The sequence below is a fragment of the Flavobacterium adiutor genome (assembly GCF_048282555.1).
In the GTDB taxonomy this organism is placed as follows: domain Bacteria; phylum Bacteroidota; class Bacteroidia; order Flavobacteriales; family Flavobacteriaceae; genus Flavobacterium.
Genome location: NZ_CP182487.1, coordinates 2,541,529 through 2,558,315 on the forward strand (window position 1 = coordinate 2,541,529; position 16,787 = coordinate 2,558,315).

The 16,787-nt window shown below is 31.3% G+C and carries 18 protein-coding genes; 17 read left to right on the top strand and 1 reads right to left on the bottom strand.

Annotated elements, in window-relative coordinates; all coding sequences use genetic code 11:
* Nucleotides 1-81: 81 nt before the first annotated feature.
* From ACNC7R_RS10830 to ACNC7R_RS10880, 11 genes are all read left to right on the top strand, one after another.
* Nucleotides 82-1,710 (top strand): DUF5597 domain-containing protein, encoded by a 1,629-nt coding sequence (locus tag ACNC7R_RS10830; RefSeq protein ID WP_417941103.1) that lies wholly within the window; start codon nt 82-84, stop codon nt 1,708-1,710.
* A gap of 119 nt (nt 1,711-1,829) precedes the next feature.
* The gene (locus ACNC7R_RS10835) at nt 1,830-2,576 is read left to right on the top strand and encodes a HesA/MoeB/ThiF family protein (protein WP_417941104.1); all 747 of its coding nucleotides are present in this window, start codon (nt 1,830-1,832) and stop codon (nt 2,574-2,576) included.
* Between the two features lie 244 nt (nt 2,577-2,820).
* Nucleotides 2,821-3,129 (top strand): NHLP leader peptide family RiPP precursor, encoded by a 309-nt coding sequence (locus ACNC7R_RS10840; protein WP_417941105.1) that lies wholly within the window; start codon nt 2,821-2,823, stop codon nt 3,127-3,129.
* Nucleotides 3,130-3,315: 186 nt separating this feature from the next.
* The gene (locus ACNC7R_RS10845; RefSeq protein ID WP_417941106.1) at nt 3,316-5,241 is read left to right on the top strand and encodes an adenylate/guanylate cyclase domain-containing protein; all 1,926 of its coding nucleotides are present in this window, start codon (nt 3,316-3,318) and stop codon (nt 5,239-5,241) included.
* A 78-nt stretch (nt 5,242-5,319) separates the two neighbouring features.
* Nucleotides 5,320-5,652 carry a hypothetical protein gene (locus tag ACNC7R_RS10850; protein WP_417941107.1) on the top strand — a complete coding sequence of 111 codons (333 nt, stop codon included), beginning with the start codon at nt 5,320-5,322 and terminating at the stop codon, nt 5,650-5,652.
* Between the two features lie 98 nt (nt 5,653-5,750).
* The gene (locus tag ACNC7R_RS10855) at nt 5,751-6,098 is read left to right on the top strand and encodes an NHLP leader peptide family RiPP precursor (RefSeq protein WP_417941108.1); all 348 of its coding nucleotides are present in this window, start codon (nt 5,751-5,753) and stop codon (nt 6,096-6,098) included.
* A gap of 25 nt (nt 6,099-6,123) precedes the next feature.
* Nucleotides 6,124-6,483, top strand: coding sequence for an NHLP leader peptide family RiPP precursor (locus tag ACNC7R_RS10860; RefSeq protein ID WP_417941109.1), 360 nt, complete (start codon nt 6,124-6,126; stop codon nt 6,481-6,483).
* On the top strand, nt 6,432-6,860 hold the full coding sequence (locus ACNC7R_RS10865; RefSeq protein WP_417941110.1) for an NHLP leader peptide family RiPP precursor: 429 nt from the start codon (nt 6,432-6,434) through the stop codon (nt 6,858-6,860). The genes ACNC7R_RS10860 and ACNC7R_RS10865 overlap by 52 nt, the downstream gene beginning before the upstream one ends.
* Before the next feature lie 31 nt (nt 6,861-6,891).
* Nucleotides 6,892-7,242 (top strand): NHLP leader peptide family RiPP precursor, encoded by a 351-nt coding sequence (locus tag ACNC7R_RS10870; RefSeq protein WP_417941111.1) that lies wholly within the window; start codon nt 6,892-6,894, stop codon nt 7,240-7,242.
* A gap of 347 nt (nt 7,243-7,589) precedes the next feature.
* Nucleotides 7,590-9,134 carry a type 2 lanthipeptide synthetase LanM gene (locus tag ACNC7R_RS10875; protein WP_417941112.1) on the top strand — a complete coding sequence of 515 codons (1,545 nt, stop codon included), beginning with the start codon at nt 7,590-7,592 and terminating at the stop codon, nt 9,132-9,134.
* 48 nt (nt 9,135-9,182) lie between these two features.
* Complete coding sequence (locus ACNC7R_RS10880; RefSeq protein ID WP_417941113.1) at nt 9,183-10,364, top strand: hypothetical protein; 1,182 nt, start codon at nt 9,183-9,185, stop codon at nt 10,362-10,364.
* 40 nt (nt 10,365-10,404) lie between these two features.
* Here the strand turns inward: ACNC7R_RS10880 and ACNC7R_RS10885 are convergent, their stop codons facing one another.
* Nucleotides 10,405-11,169 carry a response regulator transcription factor gene (locus ACNC7R_RS10885; protein ID WP_417941114.1) on the bottom strand — a complete coding sequence of 255 codons (765 nt, stop codon included), beginning with the start codon at nt 11,167-11,169 and terminating at the stop codon, nt 10,405-10,407.
* A 312-nt stretch (nt 11,170-11,481) separates the two neighbouring features.
* On the opposite strand from ACNC7R_RS10885, the gene ACNC7R_RS10890 reads away from it, so the two are divergent.
* The 6 genes from ACNC7R_RS10890 to ACNC7R_RS10915 all read left to right on the top strand — a co-directional run bounded on the left by ACNC7R_RS10890 (nt 11,482) and on the right by ACNC7R_RS10915 (nt 16,783).
* The gene (locus tag ACNC7R_RS10890; RefSeq protein ID WP_417941115.1) at nt 11,482-12,180 is read left to right on the top strand and encodes a hypothetical protein; all 699 of its coding nucleotides are present in this window, start codon (nt 11,482-11,484) and stop codon (nt 12,178-12,180) included.
* An 87-nt stretch (nt 12,181-12,267) separates the two neighbouring features.
* A complete protein-coding gene (locus ACNC7R_RS10895; RefSeq protein WP_417941116.1) occupies nt 12,268-12,924 on the top strand; it encodes a helix-turn-helix domain-containing protein in 657 nt (218 codons plus the stop codon).
* Between the two features lie 49 nt (nt 12,925-12,973).
* Complete coding sequence (locus ACNC7R_RS10900) at nt 12,974-13,300, top strand: NHLP leader peptide family RiPP precursor (RefSeq protein WP_417941117.1); 327 nt, start codon at nt 12,974-12,976, stop codon at nt 13,298-13,300.
* An 85-nt stretch (nt 13,301-13,385) separates the two neighbouring features.
* Nucleotides 13,386-13,907, top strand: coding sequence for a cyclic nucleotide-binding domain-containing protein (locus tag ACNC7R_RS10905; protein ID WP_417941118.1), 522 nt, complete (start codon nt 13,386-13,388; stop codon nt 13,905-13,907).
* A 31-nt stretch (nt 13,908-13,938) separates the two neighbouring features.
* Nucleotides 13,939-15,504 (top strand): TolC family protein, encoded by a 1,566-nt coding sequence (locus ACNC7R_RS10910; protein WP_417941119.1) that lies wholly within the window; start codon nt 13,939-13,941, stop codon nt 15,502-15,504.
* A gap of 16 nt (nt 15,505-15,520) precedes the next feature.
* Complete coding sequence (locus ACNC7R_RS10915) at nt 15,521-16,783, top strand: NHLP bacteriocin system secretion protein (protein WP_417941120.1); 1,263 nt, start codon at nt 15,521-15,523, stop codon at nt 16,781-16,783.
* Nucleotides 16,784-16,787: the final 4 nt, after the last annotated feature.

Below are 16,787 nucleotides of genomic sequence, written 5' to 3' on the forward strand. Positions count from 1 at the left end.
GAGTTTGATATGGATTTGTTGTTTTTAAGTCTTTGTCTTTCAGTGAATTTAAAAATGATTCTTAACATTAAAAAAGATTCTATGATAAATTTTAAAAAAAATAGATTTGTTTTGTTGGCTTTCTTATCACTTCAGTTTGGATTTAGTCAGGATAAAATGCCTCATCTGCAGAAAAAAGGAAATAAAATCCAATTAATTGTTGAGGAGAAACCATTTATTATTAGAGGAGGCGAATTAGGAAATTCTTCAGCAACAAGCATGGAAAGCATGGAAACAATTTGGTCTAAGCTGACAGATATGAATCTGAATACCGTATTGACTCCGATTTATTGGGAACTCATAGAACCTCAGGAAGGAAAATTTGATTTTTCTTTGGTTGACGACCTGATTCTCAAAGCCAGAAAAGAAAATCTAAAATTGGTATTCCTTTGGTTTGGGTCGTGGAAAAACAGTATGTCGAGCCACGCTCCAGAATGGGTAAAATTAAATCAGAAGAAATACCCAAGGGTGAAAGATGATAAAAACAAAAGCCACGAGATTCTGACCCCTTTTAATGAAAATAATTTACAGGCAGATTTAAATGCTTTTCAAAAACTGATGAAACACATCAAAGATTTTGATCAAAAACAGCAGACTGTAATCATGGTACAGGTTGAAAATGAAATTGGAATGTTACCAACTGCAAGAGATTATTCTTTAATGGCAAGTGAAGCTTTCAATAAGCAGGTTCCGGATGAATTATTAAAATACATCCAAAAAAATAAAGAAAAATTAGTACCTGAGTTTTTTGAAATTTGGAAAAAAAATGGTTTAAAAACTTCAGGAAACTGGGAACAGATTTTTGGCAAAGGGTTACACACTGATGAAATTTTCATGGCCTGGTTTTTTGCAAAATTCACGAATAAAATAGCGAAAGCTGGAAAAGACATTTATCCGATTCCGTTATTTGTGAATGCAGCCTTAAACGCATCTGAAAAAAAACCTGGTGAGTACCCAAGCGCGGGTCCATTGCCACATTTGATGGATATATGGAAAGCTGCAGGCACTTCAATTGATATGTTTTCTCCGGATTTCTATAATCCTTTGTTTAAGCACTGGAATGATTTGTTTACACGTCAGGGAGATCCTTTGTTTATCCCGGAGCACCGCTTTGATGTCACGGCGCCTTTTAAAGGTTTATATGCGATCGGACATTATGAGGCAATTGGTTTTTCTCCTTTCTCAATTGAATCTGTTGCAGATGCCAAAAAAGAACCTTTAGGAAAAATATATGATTTAATCAGACAATTAACCCCAGCAATTGAAGCTCATAAAGGAACTGGCAAGATTGACGGAGTTTTAGTTGATAAAGCAAAACCATCTCAAATCATTCAATTAGGTAATTATGAATTTACTTTTAAGCATGATTACACATTGAATTGGTCCGATGGTTCAAAAAATGAAATTTGGCCAATCGCAAGTGCTATTATTATCGAAATCACTCCTGACGAATTCTATATTGCCGGATCTGGAATTGTTGTCACTTTTAAACCTTTAAAAAAAACATCTCTCAATGCCGGAATTCTAAAAACAGATCAGGGTAAGTTTGAAAATGAAGTCTGGAAAACAGTAAGGCATTTTAATGGTGACCAGACACATCAGGGAAGACATCTTCGAATTGCTGTTGGAGATTATGAAATTCAAAAACTTAAGTTATATACTTATGAATAATATGATTTCAAATATCAATATTAATTTTTATTTTTTTTATAACTGATTAATATTTAATTATTTAACTTTTGTTTGTTCTATGCAAAATACTTTTTTTAGTTATTTTTATAAGAAAATATATGAAAAAAAGGCATGAAAGAAACCGGTTCTATATCACCAATCAAGATCAGGAAATAATAAAAAACACACCCATACTTTTAGCTGGAGCTGGTATTGGCAGTGTCATTGCAGAGTGTTTACTAAGATTGGGTTTTGAAACTTTGACTATAATTGATGGTGATACTGTAGAATTATCCAACTTAAACAGGCAGAATTATACTGAAAAAGATATTGCAATACATAAAGCAGAAGCTCTTAAGAAAAGATTACTTTTAATTAATAATGAGGCAAAAATTACTATTCATAATTGCTTTTTAACGGCAGATAATATTGATCAATACATTGAAGGTCATAAAATTGCTATTAATGCGCTAGACTTCACTTCAGATGTTCCGTTACTGTTTGATTCTCTATGTCAAAAGAAAAATATACCAGTCCTACACCCGTATAATTTAGGCTGGGCAGCACTTGTGTTGGTAGTTTCAAAAAAATCAGGTTTGCATGTTTTAGAAAAACCAAGCGAAACATTCAATGAGCTGTCTGTTGTGGATTACATTTCAAATTATATGAGAAATTCTGGAAATCCACAGGAATGGCTCGAAGAAATAGTTGATAAATATAAAAAAGAGAATAAAAAACTCCCTCCGCCACAGTTATCCATTGCATCTTGGCAGGCAGCAGCTGTCTGTACTTCAATTGCTTTTGATATTGCTACCAATAAATCTGTAAAAACATTTCCGGAGTTTTATTTTACAACACTTAAGTAGTCAAAATTCTCTTTCAATATTGAGTACATTTTTTTAATTAAACTGTGTCGGATTTATTCGTCACAGTTTTTTATTTAGAATAATCAGCCCAATAGTATATAAAAAAAGTAATTATAAAGGACTACAAAAAAAGGTAATAATTAAGCTTATTTGCTTTTTGTCAGTCTATTTGGCAATTCTATATTATTAAATGCTAATAATTTTACAAGTGTAAAAAAGCAAGTTTAATCTAAAAACAGAAAAAATGGAATTATTTAATGATCAGAAAATTTTGGAATCCATTGTTAAAAAAGCGTGGGATGATCCAGTTTTTAAAAGCAATTTGATAGCCAGTCCAATTCAAACGCTGGAAAGTTTTTTAGGAAAGCCAATTCAGCTGCCCGAGGGAAAAACTATTAATGTTATAGATAAGTCAAACGCATCTGCCATTTTTATTACTATTCCGGTTAATCCAAGTATAATCATGGAAGACACAGAATTATCTGAAGAGCAATTAGACTACATTTCAGGTGGAGGCGGAGATGGGCAAACTCCTCCAATTATTGTTAAATAGTTAGTTGTACTTGAGGAGCATTTCTGTTTAAGATCTCAATCTTGAAATAAAAACGTATATGCTCATTTTGAACATATACGTTTTGAATTTAAATTAAGACCATCAATGAAGATTTTACACATATATTTTCTGTTTCTTTTTTTTCTGATTTATGGTATAAGTTTGAATGCATGCCCACAAACAATTGTGACAGTTAAAAGCATTGTACAACCTACTGCCGAAAATAAGAAATCAGCTGATAGTTTGTTAAACATTGGGGTTAAATATCAGGATACAGGGAAGTTTTTAGATGCAATGGTTTTGTTTCAGAAATGCCTGATCGTATATCAAAAATTAGGCGATCAAAAAGGTATTGGGGAGAGCTTTAATAAAATTGCAACCACACATTATTATCAGGGAGATTATTTAAAGGCTCTTTCTTACTACACAAAATGCAAAGAAACTTATGAAAAAATTGATTTCAAAAAAGGCATTTCTTCAGCATTAAACAATATGGGCGCTGTTTATTATTATTTAGGGAATTATCCAAAAGCATTAGAGTTTTATAATCAGGCCATAAAAATTCAAAAAAAAATTGGTGACAAGAAAATAATCGCTGCAACAACTCAAAACATTGGAGGTATATATATTGATATTAAAGACTACACCAATGCAATAATTTACTCCCAAAAAGCCAATGCTATTTATAAAGAGCTAAAAGATTCAACAGGAATCTCTCATAACTTAAATGGTGCCGGAAAAATTTATATGATGCAAAAGCAATATGCTAAAGCTTACAGTTACTTTAATCAGGCTTTAAAAATTGCTGATCAGATAAATGATCAACAAAAAAAGATAGAAGTTCTTTATAATTTAGGAGAACTGTTTCATACCCAAGGCAATCTTATAAAGTCCTTATCCTATTATAATAGCTGTTTGAAGTCTGCACAAAGAATTAACAGCTTACAGTATACAGCTATTTCACAAGTCGCTATTGGTACTATATTAAATCAATTAGGCAAAAATGATAAAGCCATTGAAAAATGTAAAACTGGACTTGAAATTGCAGAAAACTTAGGAGCCATATCAGTAAAAAAAGAAGCTTGTAAATGTCTTTATGAAGCTTATAAATCTTCTGGTGATGCTAAATCGGCTCTTAATTTTTATGAAAAATCTAACGTTTATAATGATAGTTTACAGTCTGAAGAAACCTCTAATAAGATATTAAATATGGAATTTCAGAAGACTATGTTAATGGATAGTATTGCCTATGTTACGAAGGAACATACTCTTGAACTCAGACATAAAGAAGAGGTTCAGAAGAAGGAGAAGCAAAAAAATCTAATTATTATTTCTCTGTGTTTTATACTATTGATAACAGTAGCTTTATGGAATAGGTTAAACTATGTTCGAAAATCCAGAGAAGCATTAAAAATTGAAAAAGACCGGTCAGAAAAGCTTTTACTAAATATCCTACCGGAAGAGATAGCCGAAGAATTAAAAGAAAAAGGCTTTGTTAACGCCAGAGACTTTAATTTGGTTTCAATTCTTTTTACCGATTTTAAATCCTTTACGCAAACTGCCGAAAAAATGTCACCACAAGATCTTGTAGAAGAAATAAATGTTTGTTTTAAAGCTTTCGACTTGATCTCTGAGAAATATGATATAGAAAAAATTAAAACTATAGGTGACTCTTATATGGCTGCCGGAGGGATACCAAACCCAGATCAGGACTCACTAAAAAACATCGTTTTGGCTGGATTAGAAATGCAGGAATTTATGATTGAAAGAAAAAATCAGAATTCAGCTACAAACAAACCGGCTTTTGAAATGCGTCTTGGCATACATGCAGGACCAATTGTTGCCGGAATTGTTGGAGTTAAAAAGTTTCAATATGATGTTTGGGGGGATACTGTAAATACAGCCAGCAGGATAGAAAGTAACGGAATGGCTGGTAAAGTGAATATAAGTGATTCTTTATACAATCTAATCAAACAGGAAAAATGCTTCCAATTTGAGTACCGAGGAAACATTTATGCCAAAGGTAAAGGAGAAATTAAAATGTATTTTGTTGTAAAAAACAACATTTTCACCGATGAAAATACTATTTTAATCGATGAAATACATGTTTAGGTTGTTTTTGTCAGTTTATTTGTCATTTTTATAAAGTAGAAGACTTCTAATTTTACATTATACAAAAAGGACATAATCATGGAACATAATAAAGAAGAAGAGGTTTTAAGATTAGTAATCTCCAAAGCATGGGAAGATGTTAATTTTAGAAGAAGCCTGGTTTCAGATCCTATAAAAGCAATAGAAAATCTGACAGGAGCTAAGATTGTTTTACCTGAGGGAAAAACACTTGTTATTAATGACCAGACAGACACATCTAAGGTTTACGTTAATATTCCGAGTGAACCAAATATCGATGATATCGAACTTACAGAAGATCAATTAGAAACAATTGCCGGAGGTGGACAAACAGTATGGCCGGATCTTATTAATAGTTTATTTCCTGCATTAAAAAATTACATTATAATATAAAAACAAGGTTTTGACTAACACTTAGTTAATTCAACTGCCTTTTTACTTATAGATTTAATAAACAATATTACTATTAATACACTTAAAAAATTATTATCATGGAAATTACACAAGAACAAAAATTGTACGCAGAAATTGTACAAAAAGCATGGGAAGATGCTGAATTTAAAAAAGAGTTAATAGCAAACCCAGTTGAAGCCATTGAAAATTTTACAGGAAAAAAACTGAATTTACCAGCAGGTAAAACGTTTATTGTAAGGGATCAGACAGATGAGTCGGCTGTTTATATTAATATTCCTGCAGCCCCAAAGTCAGTAGATGCGCAATTGAGTGATTCACAACTTGAAGCTGTTGCCGGTGGTATTGTAGGTCCTGGTGGCTGTATCCCATTACCAGGTCCATGGATACCAACTCCAACTTTTCCAAAAGATATATTTATATACTAAAAATATTAACCTAATCCTTTAAATCATGGAATTTACACAAGAACAAAAAATGTATGCTGAAATTGTGCAAAAAGCATGGGAAGATGCTGAATTTAAAAAAGAATTAATAGCTAGTCCAATTGGTACAATTGAAAAATTTATTGGTAAAAAATTGAATTTACCTGAAGGAAAGACATTAGTGGTAAGAGATCAGACTGATGAATCTGCAGTTTATATTAATATTCCTGCAGCAAAACAATTGGAAGATGCTGAATTAAGCACAGAGCAATTAGAATCAGTAGCCGGAGGATTACAGACAATTGCAATCTGGCCTCCAATTTCAGTAGTTCCAAAATGGCCTCCTATCATTTGCTTTCCTCCTGGACCAGAACCAGAACTATTATAAACTCATATTTATTATTAACAAATCAAAATTATAAGATCATGGAAATTACTCTAGAACAAAAATTAAACGCACAGGTAGTACAAAGAGCATGGGATGATGCAGAATTTAGAAAAGAATTAGTAGCAAATCCTGTTGAAACAATTGAAAAATTGACTGGTCATAAAATTAGTTTGCCACAAGGTCAAAAACTAGTAGTAGCAGATCAATCAGATGAGTCTACGGTTTTCTTTACTATTCCAAGAAAAATTGATGTCAATAGTTTAGAGTTAACTGAAGAGCAGTTAGAATTGGTTGCTGGTGGACTTACTCCTTTACTGCCTGCTATTGGGTATGGAATATGTGTTGGTATAGCGATTTATGCAGCATCTCATCAATAAAAACGAATATAGAATTTAAAATTTAAGAAATATGAAATTTACAGCAGAAATACAAGAAAAAGGCGCAGAGTTAATGAAAACTCTTGCACAGAAAGCATGGGAAAGCACAGCTTTTAAAGAGCAATTAATAAATAATCCTGTTGCAACAATCGAACAAGTTACTGGCAAAACACTTCCGAAGGATAAGAAAATTATAGTAGATGATCAAACAGACGAGTCAGTGATTTACTTTAATATTCCGGCAAAGGTAAACTTTGATGAATTAGAATTGACCGAAGAGCAATTAGAAATGATTGCTGGTGGACTTACACCAGTACTTGGCGCATATGCATTAGGAGTTGGTATTGGTATAGGATTATGCTGGGTTGCATCTCATATTTAATTCTTAACAAGAAAGTTTTAAAGATAATCGAATAGCTATTTTCCAAAAATGGTTATTTGATTATCTTTTAAAAAGTATATTTATGCTTTAAAAAATAATAAAATTATGAGAAATAATAATTTCAGGTTTCCTGCAATAATCATAGCAGTAATATTAGGTATTATAATCTTTAAGCATTTTGATTTCAGGACACTAACATTCAAAACCCTTTGGTTGGATATCATTTACATTTTAACTTTTATAGTATTGTTGTTTTTTATATTCAGGAATAAAAGAATATAAAATGTATTATTAAAAAAATTAATACTCATTCGATAGTATACGAACTAGTGCAAAAACATTTAAAGATGAACAATCAAACTACATATTTGCTCACGGATGAGTTCGAAAAAATACCATTTATTGACATACTATTGCCATACACTTTTAATTTTTTAGAGAAACTTGAAATGATAAACATCTCAAGTGCTCTGATTAATAAGTTACATTTAACTCTTTTACAACAATTAAGCTTAATAGCAGAAATAACGCTACAAGAAGAATTAGATAATTATAAAAAAAAGGGGAATAAAAATTATCAGGAATTTGTAGAAATAACTATTTCATCTTTTGAAGTCCAATATCCCGTATTAGATAAAATATTAAAAACAAAATGTGATTATTATTTAATACATCTGCAAAATATTTTTTTGAATTTTGATAAGGATTTTAATGTTATTTCCAGGACTTTCTCCATAAAAGCAAACAATAAAAGAATCATTGACATAGATACAAGTCTTGGTGACGGACATAATGGTGAAGGCACATCTTTAGTAACATTATGGGATGGAACAAAACTGATATACAAGCCAAGAAACATTAATGTTACTAATTCATACAATAATTTTATTGACTGGGTTAACCAAAACCTGAATATAGATTTGAGTACTTTCAAATGTATATGCTGTAAAGATTATGGATGGTTGGAGTTTGTTGCTTATGAATCTGTTAATTCTGGTGAAGAGCTTCAGGAATATTATTATAAGGCAGGAGCTCTTTTAGCAATCTCCTTTCTTTTGGGAAGCAAAGATTGTCATTATGAAAACATAATATCATCAGGTAAAAATCCAATTTTAATAGATCATGAAACTATCATTCAGCCGCTTTTTAAGAATCAATCTATTCTTAACTGGGATGAGAAAAATAAAGTGCCTCTTTTTTCTGTGTTAGAAAGTATGTTAATAGCTAATAATGATACAGGTGTTCCGTTAGAATATGCTGGATTTGGTATTAGAGGATCTATTGAAACTATGGATATTGAGAAGAAACTATTGAAACCCAATACAATTGATTCTAATAGAGATTCCCGATTTGTTTTTAGAAAACTTATAAAAGAAAACGTGCCATTTTATAAAGACACCTTAATATTTGCTAATAATTATGAAAATTATTTTATAGAAGGCTTTTCAGTCACCTATAATTTATTTATGGACTCGAAAGAATTTTTAATGTCAGCTCAATCTCCATTACAATTATTTAACAATCAAAAAATACGTTATGTATGGAGACCAACGTTCATATATTTCAAAATTTTAAAATATTTGAGAAGCGCGGCTTTTATGTCAGATTTTGAGGCATATAGCTCGAAATTATATGAATTACTGTCAAAAGCTTATCAAAAAGAAAGTTTCAAAATACTTGAATTTATGCTCGATTCAGAAATGGATCAAATGCTAAATGGGGATATACCCTTCTTTGATCTTAATAGTTTAGATCATCATTTAGAAAACCATAACTCTTTTAATATTTTCAAGTATAACTGCATTGAAAATATTAATTGCAGGATAAATTCATTATCTATTGATCACAAAAATGAACAAATTGAATACATTAAAAAATGGCTTAAGATATAAATATCAGTAATAAAATATCCATTTGTCTTTAATTTAAAAAACAATCTTATGAATATTCTAACAATCCCTTATATTGCAGGTGGAATTTCCCATTTAATTCCTTTGTATGTGCTACAACAAAAATACTTAAGAAGTAATGCTGAATTTAAAAATCAGTTTTTAGTGAACAATAATTCGCAAATCTTTCTGAATATGCAAGGCGTCAGTTGTGTACCCGTAGATTATACTTTTGAAGAAAACTTAATTTCGTCTAAAAATTTTGAGAAAATAAATGAGCGCCTTATTGAAATGGAACAAAAGGCTTACGATATAGTTAAACCAAAAGTTATTATTGAGGATACCGCCTGCATCACTCCCCTGATTGCTGAGAAGAACCATATACCAAGAATTTCGATTCAGAGAACTGGAATTTTTAGAGCTATTGATAGACGTTACAGAAATCCAAATCATGTTCATTCTTTTCAGAAAGGCAGCAGTGTTGACAAATCTGAAAGTTTCTCAAACTCATATAATGCGGAAGCATCGTTTTTTAATAAGACTGATTTGGAATTTTTAGAGCAGTATATAAAACCGAAAGCTAAGATTATTCCAGGGATCTCGACAATTGAACGCTTACCGGATAACATTGAAGACAGGGATTCCTACTTTTATTCAGGACCTCTTCTTGTTATGGACAAACCTTCTAAAGATTTATCTGCAAGATTAGAGGAATTTTTAAATAATAATAAACAAAAACCAATAGTTTTTATTACAACAGGTACTGTAGACCGTACTCCGATAGAAAATTTTATAGAGTTTTTTGTCAAACGCAACTACGCTGTTATAACTACTTGTAATTGTGAAATAAATAATAAATACAAACAAGAAGTTTTTTATAATAAATTATTTCCATTAAATTATATATGTGGAATTTCAAATTTAGTAATTCATCAGTGCAGCGCCTCAATTTATCATTATCCAATAATGAACCGAGTAGCATCCTTAACAATCGGTACTCAATGTTACGATCGGGAGGATATAGCATTAAGGCTGCAGGAATTAGGTGTCTCAGGGCATATCCCTCATCCTGACGATAATGCTGACTACTGGAATGTTTTTCTCGAAATGGTTAATAGATTTGAAGATAACACCTTAACAGATTTTGATATGTTAGATAAACTCGCAGTAGAAATAAATGAAACAATGGCAAGTTTTAAGATGGAAAAAGTTATTGAATATGCTTTAGCATAAGGCTATAAAAAACTGATGTTGTAGCCGTAAAACGTTATTGTTAAATTAGCTTATTATTAGTCGCATAAACTATTGCCTCGGATATATTGGTGACTTCTAACTTTTCAAATAATTTTCTTCTGTGGAATTTTACAGTGTCTGGTGAAACAAATATTTCATTCGCTATTTCATTTATGGTAAACCCTCTGGTAGAAAGCTGCAAAATCTCTTTTTCTCTTTTGGATAAAGATGTTTTTTCAGAATCTTCCCAAAAGCCTTTATTGAGATTATAATTATATACTTTATTCTCACCGTTTTTATAGATTTTGATATTTCCGGCTTTACGTTCAGATGATAATGAAATAATACATATTGCTTTCCAAATTTTACCGGTGTCCGTTAAAAAAAGAGGGGTAAGTTTCTGGTTAATTAAAATCAGCTTCCCTTCTTTATTTTTTAAATGAAAATCATATGTTATAGTATATTGGGTTCTTTCAGTAATGGGTAATTTTTCATAAAAATCAAAACCAGCAGAATTAATTTTGAGGAGTAATTCTAAGTCGGTTTCGGGAACGTGTTTGAAATAAAAAGCATACCCCATTTCTAATATCTCTTCAGCAGTATTACCGCATAGAAATAATGGATTATCTGAAACAAATTCAAAGCCTTGCTTTAAGTAATCTATAACATAAATGCTGGTATAAGTAGCTCTCGCAAATGCTTTAATGGGTTCTAAATATTCAAGTCTTTTAAAAACTTCTTCATCAGTTAAGCCAGAAATTATATTTCTCGAATCAAAAAACGAATTTAAATCTGCTTTATTCATTTACATATTTTTTTATTTCAAATTTAATTGTTTTTTATTGTGTATGAAAATAATTACATATTTATAATGTGTTTTTATCAAATGAAAAATATAAGTGATTGATCTTTGAAAAAAAAGTATGATTTTAACTGATTTTCAGATAATTAAATATTAAAAAAAATCACTTAAAAATATGTAAAGGTGCCGTTAGAAAATTCTTTATTAAAATCACAGCTTTTTCGGCAATGATGCATTATAATAAATCCTACACAAAAGTATAGTTTATTGATTTACAGCCGAATACTACAATTTGGTGTAGTGAAATTATAGTATATGAAAATTAGCTTTGTTAGAAAACCAAGACCCATGAACATTACACAAAGTTATTTAGAAAGATTAGAATTAGATCAGCTAACAGAATTAGCAAAGTTTGTAGTTGAAGAGAATTTCAGTCATCATTGCGAAAATGTAACTACAAAGGAACTTGTTAACGACACTCAGGAAGTGTACGATGAAGAATTAAACTATTTCAAAGATTCTGAAATTTTTGTTGCCAAAGATTTTTCAGGCAACATTGAGGGATCGATACGGGTGATTAAATGGGATTATAAAGCTAAACTCCCAATTCAGAAAATCTTCGATATAGATCCATTAACTGTTTTAAACAACTCAGAAAAATTATCTTCGATATGGCACATAGGAAGATTTGCAACTAGAAAAAATAATAAGGACAGAACTTTATTTAGAAGATTAATGGTTTGTGCTATTGCTCCAATATGCGAACAAAAAAATGGTGTTGCTCTGGCGGAATGTGACAGTAAGTTATTAAGAATTATGAGCCTGCTAGGGATAAAAACACATATTATTGGTGCCTCAGTTTATTATTTAGGTTCTGAAACTATCCCGATAGCAATGAATTACGATGGCTTAAAAGAGTTTTATTATAATAACAGGTATTTGATAACAGATCAGTATATAGATAAAATACCGAACTCTGTATTCAAAAATAAAGAATACAATTATCTGGCATGATATCTAAAACATTTTTCTCAAATTCAAAATGACTTGTCAGAGCCGGGTTGTTAAAAATTGTTGACTAACAAATTAATTTCCATTAAAATGATAAATCAAATCACAAAAAGCACTACAATTGACTGGTCTTCTCCGGATATACTTAATCAGATTGTTCAAAACATCAAGAATCCATTAGATATCATTATCACTGCCAGTAAACCTGACATTGTTGATAACAAAGTTAAAAATGAAATTATATTTTCTAGTAGTAAACAAATAAACGATCTCATCGAGGAAATTTTAAAAGAAATTAAATCAAAATCCGTAAGTCTCACAATTCAGGGACGTCCTGATATTTTTGATATTTATGAGTCTAATAAAAATGTTCAGAGTTTGTGTATGGATAAAATAAATCCGCAAAAAGTAACAAAATTAGATCAGGACTGGCTCATAAATTTAGAAAAAGAAATTTATAGTTCAATTAATCAAAATGATATGAACTTATATGAACTATCATACAAAATGGCAGTTAGTGAAAGACAATTGCATAGAAAAATAGCCAATTTGGTTCATTTGACACCAAATAAGTATATACGCATACTGCGATTGCACAAAGCAAAGCATCTGATTGATAATTACATTCAAAACTCAATTTCTCAAGTTGCCTATTCTGTGGGATACAATGATGTACATTATTTCTCAAAACTATTTTCTAGTCAGTATGATATTTCTCCTAAAGAGTTAATAAACTCTTTAAGATGAAAATGCATAAAAATGATTATCAGCATAAAAAAATTAAATAGAAAAAGAAATGATACTAACAGAAGAACAAAAAAAGGGACAGGATGTATTTTTCAGGATAATCACGGAAGCCTGGGAAAATGACGATTTTAAAGAGTCATTGATTATAAATCCTGAAAAAACACTAGAAAAGTTTTTTGGAAGAAGTCTTCCGGCAGGAAAAAAAATCATGGTAGCTGACCAGTCGAATCCGGACTATATATACATTAATATACCTGTAAAACCGACCATTAAGGATGTTGAATTAGATGAAAAAAAATTAGACAAAGTAAATGGCGGCTCTGTAATCACAGATTATGAAAGTCTTTATGATTCTTTACGCAGGATCCATAAATAATTTTTCAGTGTCAGATATGTCAGATTCTTTGTCTGAATCAACAGCCGAAATTAAAATAAATTAGTACAACCTTAAAAAATACATTATGAAACGAGCACTTTTTTTCTTAGGCCAGTTAAATAGCAGAGATGTAGAATGGATGATTCAAAATGGTCAAAAAATAGAATTAGGAATTGGTGAAAAACTGATTCAAAAAGGCAATTTTATTGACAGTCTTTTTATCATATTATCCGGTCAGTTGTCTGTTTGTTCAGAAAATGGAGATAAAGATGATATTGCAACTTTGGGATCAGGAGAGGTTGTAGGAGAAATGTCATTTTTAGAAACAAGACCACCTTCAGTTTCTGTAATTGCAAAAAAAGCATCAACAGTATATAAGATTTCCAGACAGGTTATAGAATTAAGGCTTTCGAAAAATCCCGACTTCAGAGCTAATTTTTATTATGCATTAGCCTTATTTCTTTCTAACAGATTAAGAAAAACTACAGATCAGCTAGGATATGGGATCCCTGAAGAAGAAGACCTGATAGATACAAAAATTTTGGACGGGGTTGCTCAGGCAGGTTCCCGATTCGGACAAATTTTAAATAGTTTTTCGCAGGCATAATCTATGGTATAAATTATAAGATCAAAATTTAATGAGGGCTTACTATTTCTTTTTTTCTGTATTGATTGTTACTGTTAATGACCTATACAGTCAATCTAAAATTAAATGTGATTTAATTGAAATTTCAAGTATCGCATTTAATAAAAATCCAAATATTAAAAGCACTTATTATGCCGTACAAAATGCCGAAGCAGGCGTTCAGGTTCAGGCTGGTACATTTGATTATAATCTGAATTCAGATGTCATTTATCAAAAAAGCAGGTATAATCTTTATGATGCCGATCCCAGAAATGAGTTTATCGACAGCCCTTTAAAATCGAATTCGGTTGAATTCTCGGCCAATCTGGTAAAGAAATTTCGAACGTCACAAATAGCAGAAGTAAGCTTAAGATATCTATATAAAGACAGTAATTTTCCGTTCAACAATTTTAATGAGTATGTTGGTCCTTTTTATGGCAACCATATCGGTGTCGTCAATTTTTCATTAACACAGCCGTTGTTAAGAGGAAGGGGAAAAAGAATTGTTACAACAGGAGAAAGGATTTCAAACCTTTATATTGATAAAAACAATTATGATTATGAGTTTACCAACTCATATGAAATTCTACAAATAGGATTAGCATATTGGAGTTATTACACGGCATTTAAAAGCTTAGATGTTTATATTCAGAATGAAACCAGAGTGCGGAACCTGTTAGAAATGACATCGGAGCTGGTCAAAGCGGACAAAAAACCTCAGGGAGATATGGCTCAAATTAAGGCAGATTTGATCAACCAGGAAAGATTAACAGTTGTCGCCAGACAAAATTTGTACACCACAAAGATAAATCTGGGAAGAGCTATCGGGCTATCCGATGAAGAAAGCCAGTTGTTAGATATTCCCGCAAATGATTTTCCGGAAGTTGATGGAAGCGGTTTCACTGAAAATAGTAATAAAAATACTTTTATTAAAACGGCACAGGAAAACAGAGGAGATTTAAAAGCTATAAAAAAGATTTCTGAAGCTGTAGAACTTCAGTATCAATTAGCCGAAAATAATCTTAAACCTCAACTAGATTTGACCGGATTTGCCTATTACGGAAGCACTAGTAACGGAAATGGCATGGATAAAACCTTTTCTTCCTTTGTAAAAAATCAGGGGCAGGATGTTGGAGGAGGAGCAAAATTAACGTTTATGTTTCCTTTAAATAATAATGTTGCAAGAGGAAATTATTCGATTAGTAAAATCGCTGTAAAAGATCAGCAAGTCATAAGAGATAATACTCAGAGAAACATTGAATTAAATGTGAATATTGCTACTAATAATTTAAATAACAGTGTTGTAATTCTTGAAAAAGCAAAAGAATCGATGATGTTCTATCAGGAGGCATTTAATAACGAACAAATAAAATTTCAAATGGGCTTAACTACTCTTTTTAATTTAATGCAGTTTCAGGAAAGATATACTTATTCAGAACTGGAATATCTTAATGCGAAGCAGCAATTCTCAAATGCAATCATCAGCCTTAGACACGAAACAGGGACACTAGTTACTAAAGAAAACCTGAATTTTAATGTAATTCAGAACGCATTTTATACTGTACCCAATATAAATTAACAAAAAACCGGAAATCATGTCAGCAAGTTTTTTCAGAAAATCAGCGTTAGAAAAACTTTCTACTCCAGAAAAGTTAGATCAGTTAATCAAAGTTACAGGACCAAAAGCCTGGATATCTCTTACGACAGTTGCATTGGCATTATTTACAGGAGTTGTCTGGTCATTTGCAGGAACGGTAAAAACAAAATTAGATGTAATTGGTGTGGTACTGGGGGGAGAGGTCCATGAAGTTGTAGCTACATCACAAGGACAATTGGTAGAACTAAAAGTAGCTATAGGCAAAAAAATAAAAAAAGGGGATATAATCGCAACAATAAAACAACCAGAGCTGCTTCAGCAAATAGAAGATGCAAAAGCTGTTGTTTCTGACAGAAAGTTTGAAATGGAAAAACTATCTTCATATGGAAACCAGGGAACTCAACTGCAGGGTGAATTAATTAAACAAACGCGTATTAGTATTCAGGGAGAAATTGAGTCAGAGAAAAAGAAATTATTGTTTTTAAATAATCAGTTAGAATCTGAAAACGGTTTACTTAGTAAAGGTTTAATAACCAAATCTGAGGTTGCAAATACAAAACAGCAAATTGAAGCTTCAAAAAATACTATAGAAAGACTGAAAGGGCAAAAAGCAGAAACTTCCAACCAACAGCATGATTTGGGCTTTGATTTGCAGCAGAAAGTTACTTTGCAAAAACAGAGAATTGCTGAAGCCGAAAGAAATTTGCAATTCTTAACTGAGCGTTATGACATTCAAAGAAATATAATAAGTCCTTATGAAGGTGAAGTGGTAGAAGTTTTAACTGATGCAGGTGTTGTTGTGGGTGCAGGAACGCCTTTATTTAAACTTAAAAACCTGCATAAGACAAAACATTCACAATTAAAAGGAGTGCTTTATATTCCGTCACAAGATGGGAAAAAAATTAGAAAAGGAATGGAAGCATTGGTTGTTCCTTCAACTGTGCAGCCTCAGGAATATGGTTTTATAAAAGGAAAAGTGACATATGTTTCTGATTTTCCTGTAACGCAGCAGGGTATGCTGACTTCTGTTAAAAATGATCAGCTGGCAAAAAGTCTCCTGGCTTCAGGAACATTGTTTGAAGTTCATGTGGACTTTGAAAGCGACCCGGAATCTTACAGCGGATTTAAATGGACTTCGGCAAAAGGACCTGATGTTTTTATAAAAGAAGGCACTTCATGTATGGGGAAAGTAACCATAAAAGAAGAACCTCCGGTAACGATTGTTGTACCTGCATTCAAGAAATTTTTCGATTTATATTAATAAA

Excerpts from the sequence above, each read along its gene's own strand:
- ACNC7R_RS10830 (WP_417941103.1), top strand. The coding sequence starts at position 82 with ATGATAAATTTTAAAAAAAATAGATTTGTTTTGTTGGCTTTCTTATCA.
- ACNC7R_RS10835 (WP_417941104.1), top strand. The coding sequence starts at position 1,830 with ATGAAAAAAAGGCATGAAAGAAACCGGTTCTATATCACCAATCAAGAT.
- ACNC7R_RS10840 (WP_417941105.1), top strand. The coding sequence starts at position 2,821 with ATGGAATTATTTAATGATCAGAAAATTTTGGAATCCATTGTTAAAAAA.
- ACNC7R_RS10850 (WP_417941107.1), top strand. The coding sequence starts at position 5,320 with ATGGAACATAATAAAGAAGAAGAGGTTTTAAGATTAGTAATCTCCAAA.
- ACNC7R_RS10855 (WP_417941108.1), top strand. The coding sequence starts at position 5,751 with ATGGAAATTACACAAGAACAAAAATTGTACGCAGAAATTGTACAAAAA.
- ACNC7R_RS10860 (WP_417941109.1), top strand. The coding sequence starts at position 6,124 with ATGGAATTTACACAAGAACAAAAAATGTATGCTGAAATTGTGCAAAAA.
- ACNC7R_RS10865 (WP_417941110.1), top strand. The coding sequence starts at position 6,432 with ATGGCCTCCTATCATTTGCTTTCCTCCTGGACCAGAACCAGAACTATT.
- ACNC7R_RS10870 (WP_417941111.1), top strand. The coding sequence starts at position 6,892 with ATGAAATTTACAGCAGAAATACAAGAAAAAGGCGCAGAGTTAATGAAA.
- ACNC7R_RS10875 (WP_417941112.1), top strand. The coding sequence starts at position 7,590 with ATGAACAATCAAACTACATATTTGCTCACGGATGAGTTCGAAAAAATA.
- ACNC7R_RS10880 (WP_417941113.1), top strand. The coding sequence starts at position 9,183 with ATGAATATTCTAACAATCCCTTATATTGCAGGTGGAATTTCCCATTTA.
- ACNC7R_RS10885 (WP_417941114.1), bottom strand. The coding sequence starts at position 11,169 with ATGAATAAAGCAGATTTAAATTCGTTTTTTGATTCGAGAAATATAATT.
- ACNC7R_RS10890 (WP_417941115.1), top strand. The coding sequence starts at position 11,482 with ATGAAAATTAGCTTTGTTAGAAAACCAAGACCCATGAACATTACACAA.
- ACNC7R_RS10895 (WP_417941116.1), top strand. The coding sequence starts at position 12,268 with ATGATAAATCAAATCACAAAAAGCACTACAATTGACTGGTCTTCTCCG.
- ACNC7R_RS10900 (WP_417941117.1), top strand. The coding sequence starts at position 12,974 with ATGATACTAACAGAAGAACAAAAAAAGGGACAGGATGTATTTTTCAGG.
- ACNC7R_RS10905 (WP_417941118.1), top strand. The coding sequence starts at position 13,386 with ATGAAACGAGCACTTTTTTTCTTAGGCCAGTTAAATAGCAGAGATGTA.
- ACNC7R_RS10910 (WP_417941119.1), top strand. The coding sequence starts at position 13,939 with ATGAGGGCTTACTATTTCTTTTTTTCTGTATTGATTGTTACTGTTAAT.
- ACNC7R_RS10915 (WP_417941120.1), top strand. The coding sequence starts at position 15,521 with ATGTCAGCAAGTTTTTTCAGAAAATCAGCGTTAGAAAAACTTTCTACT.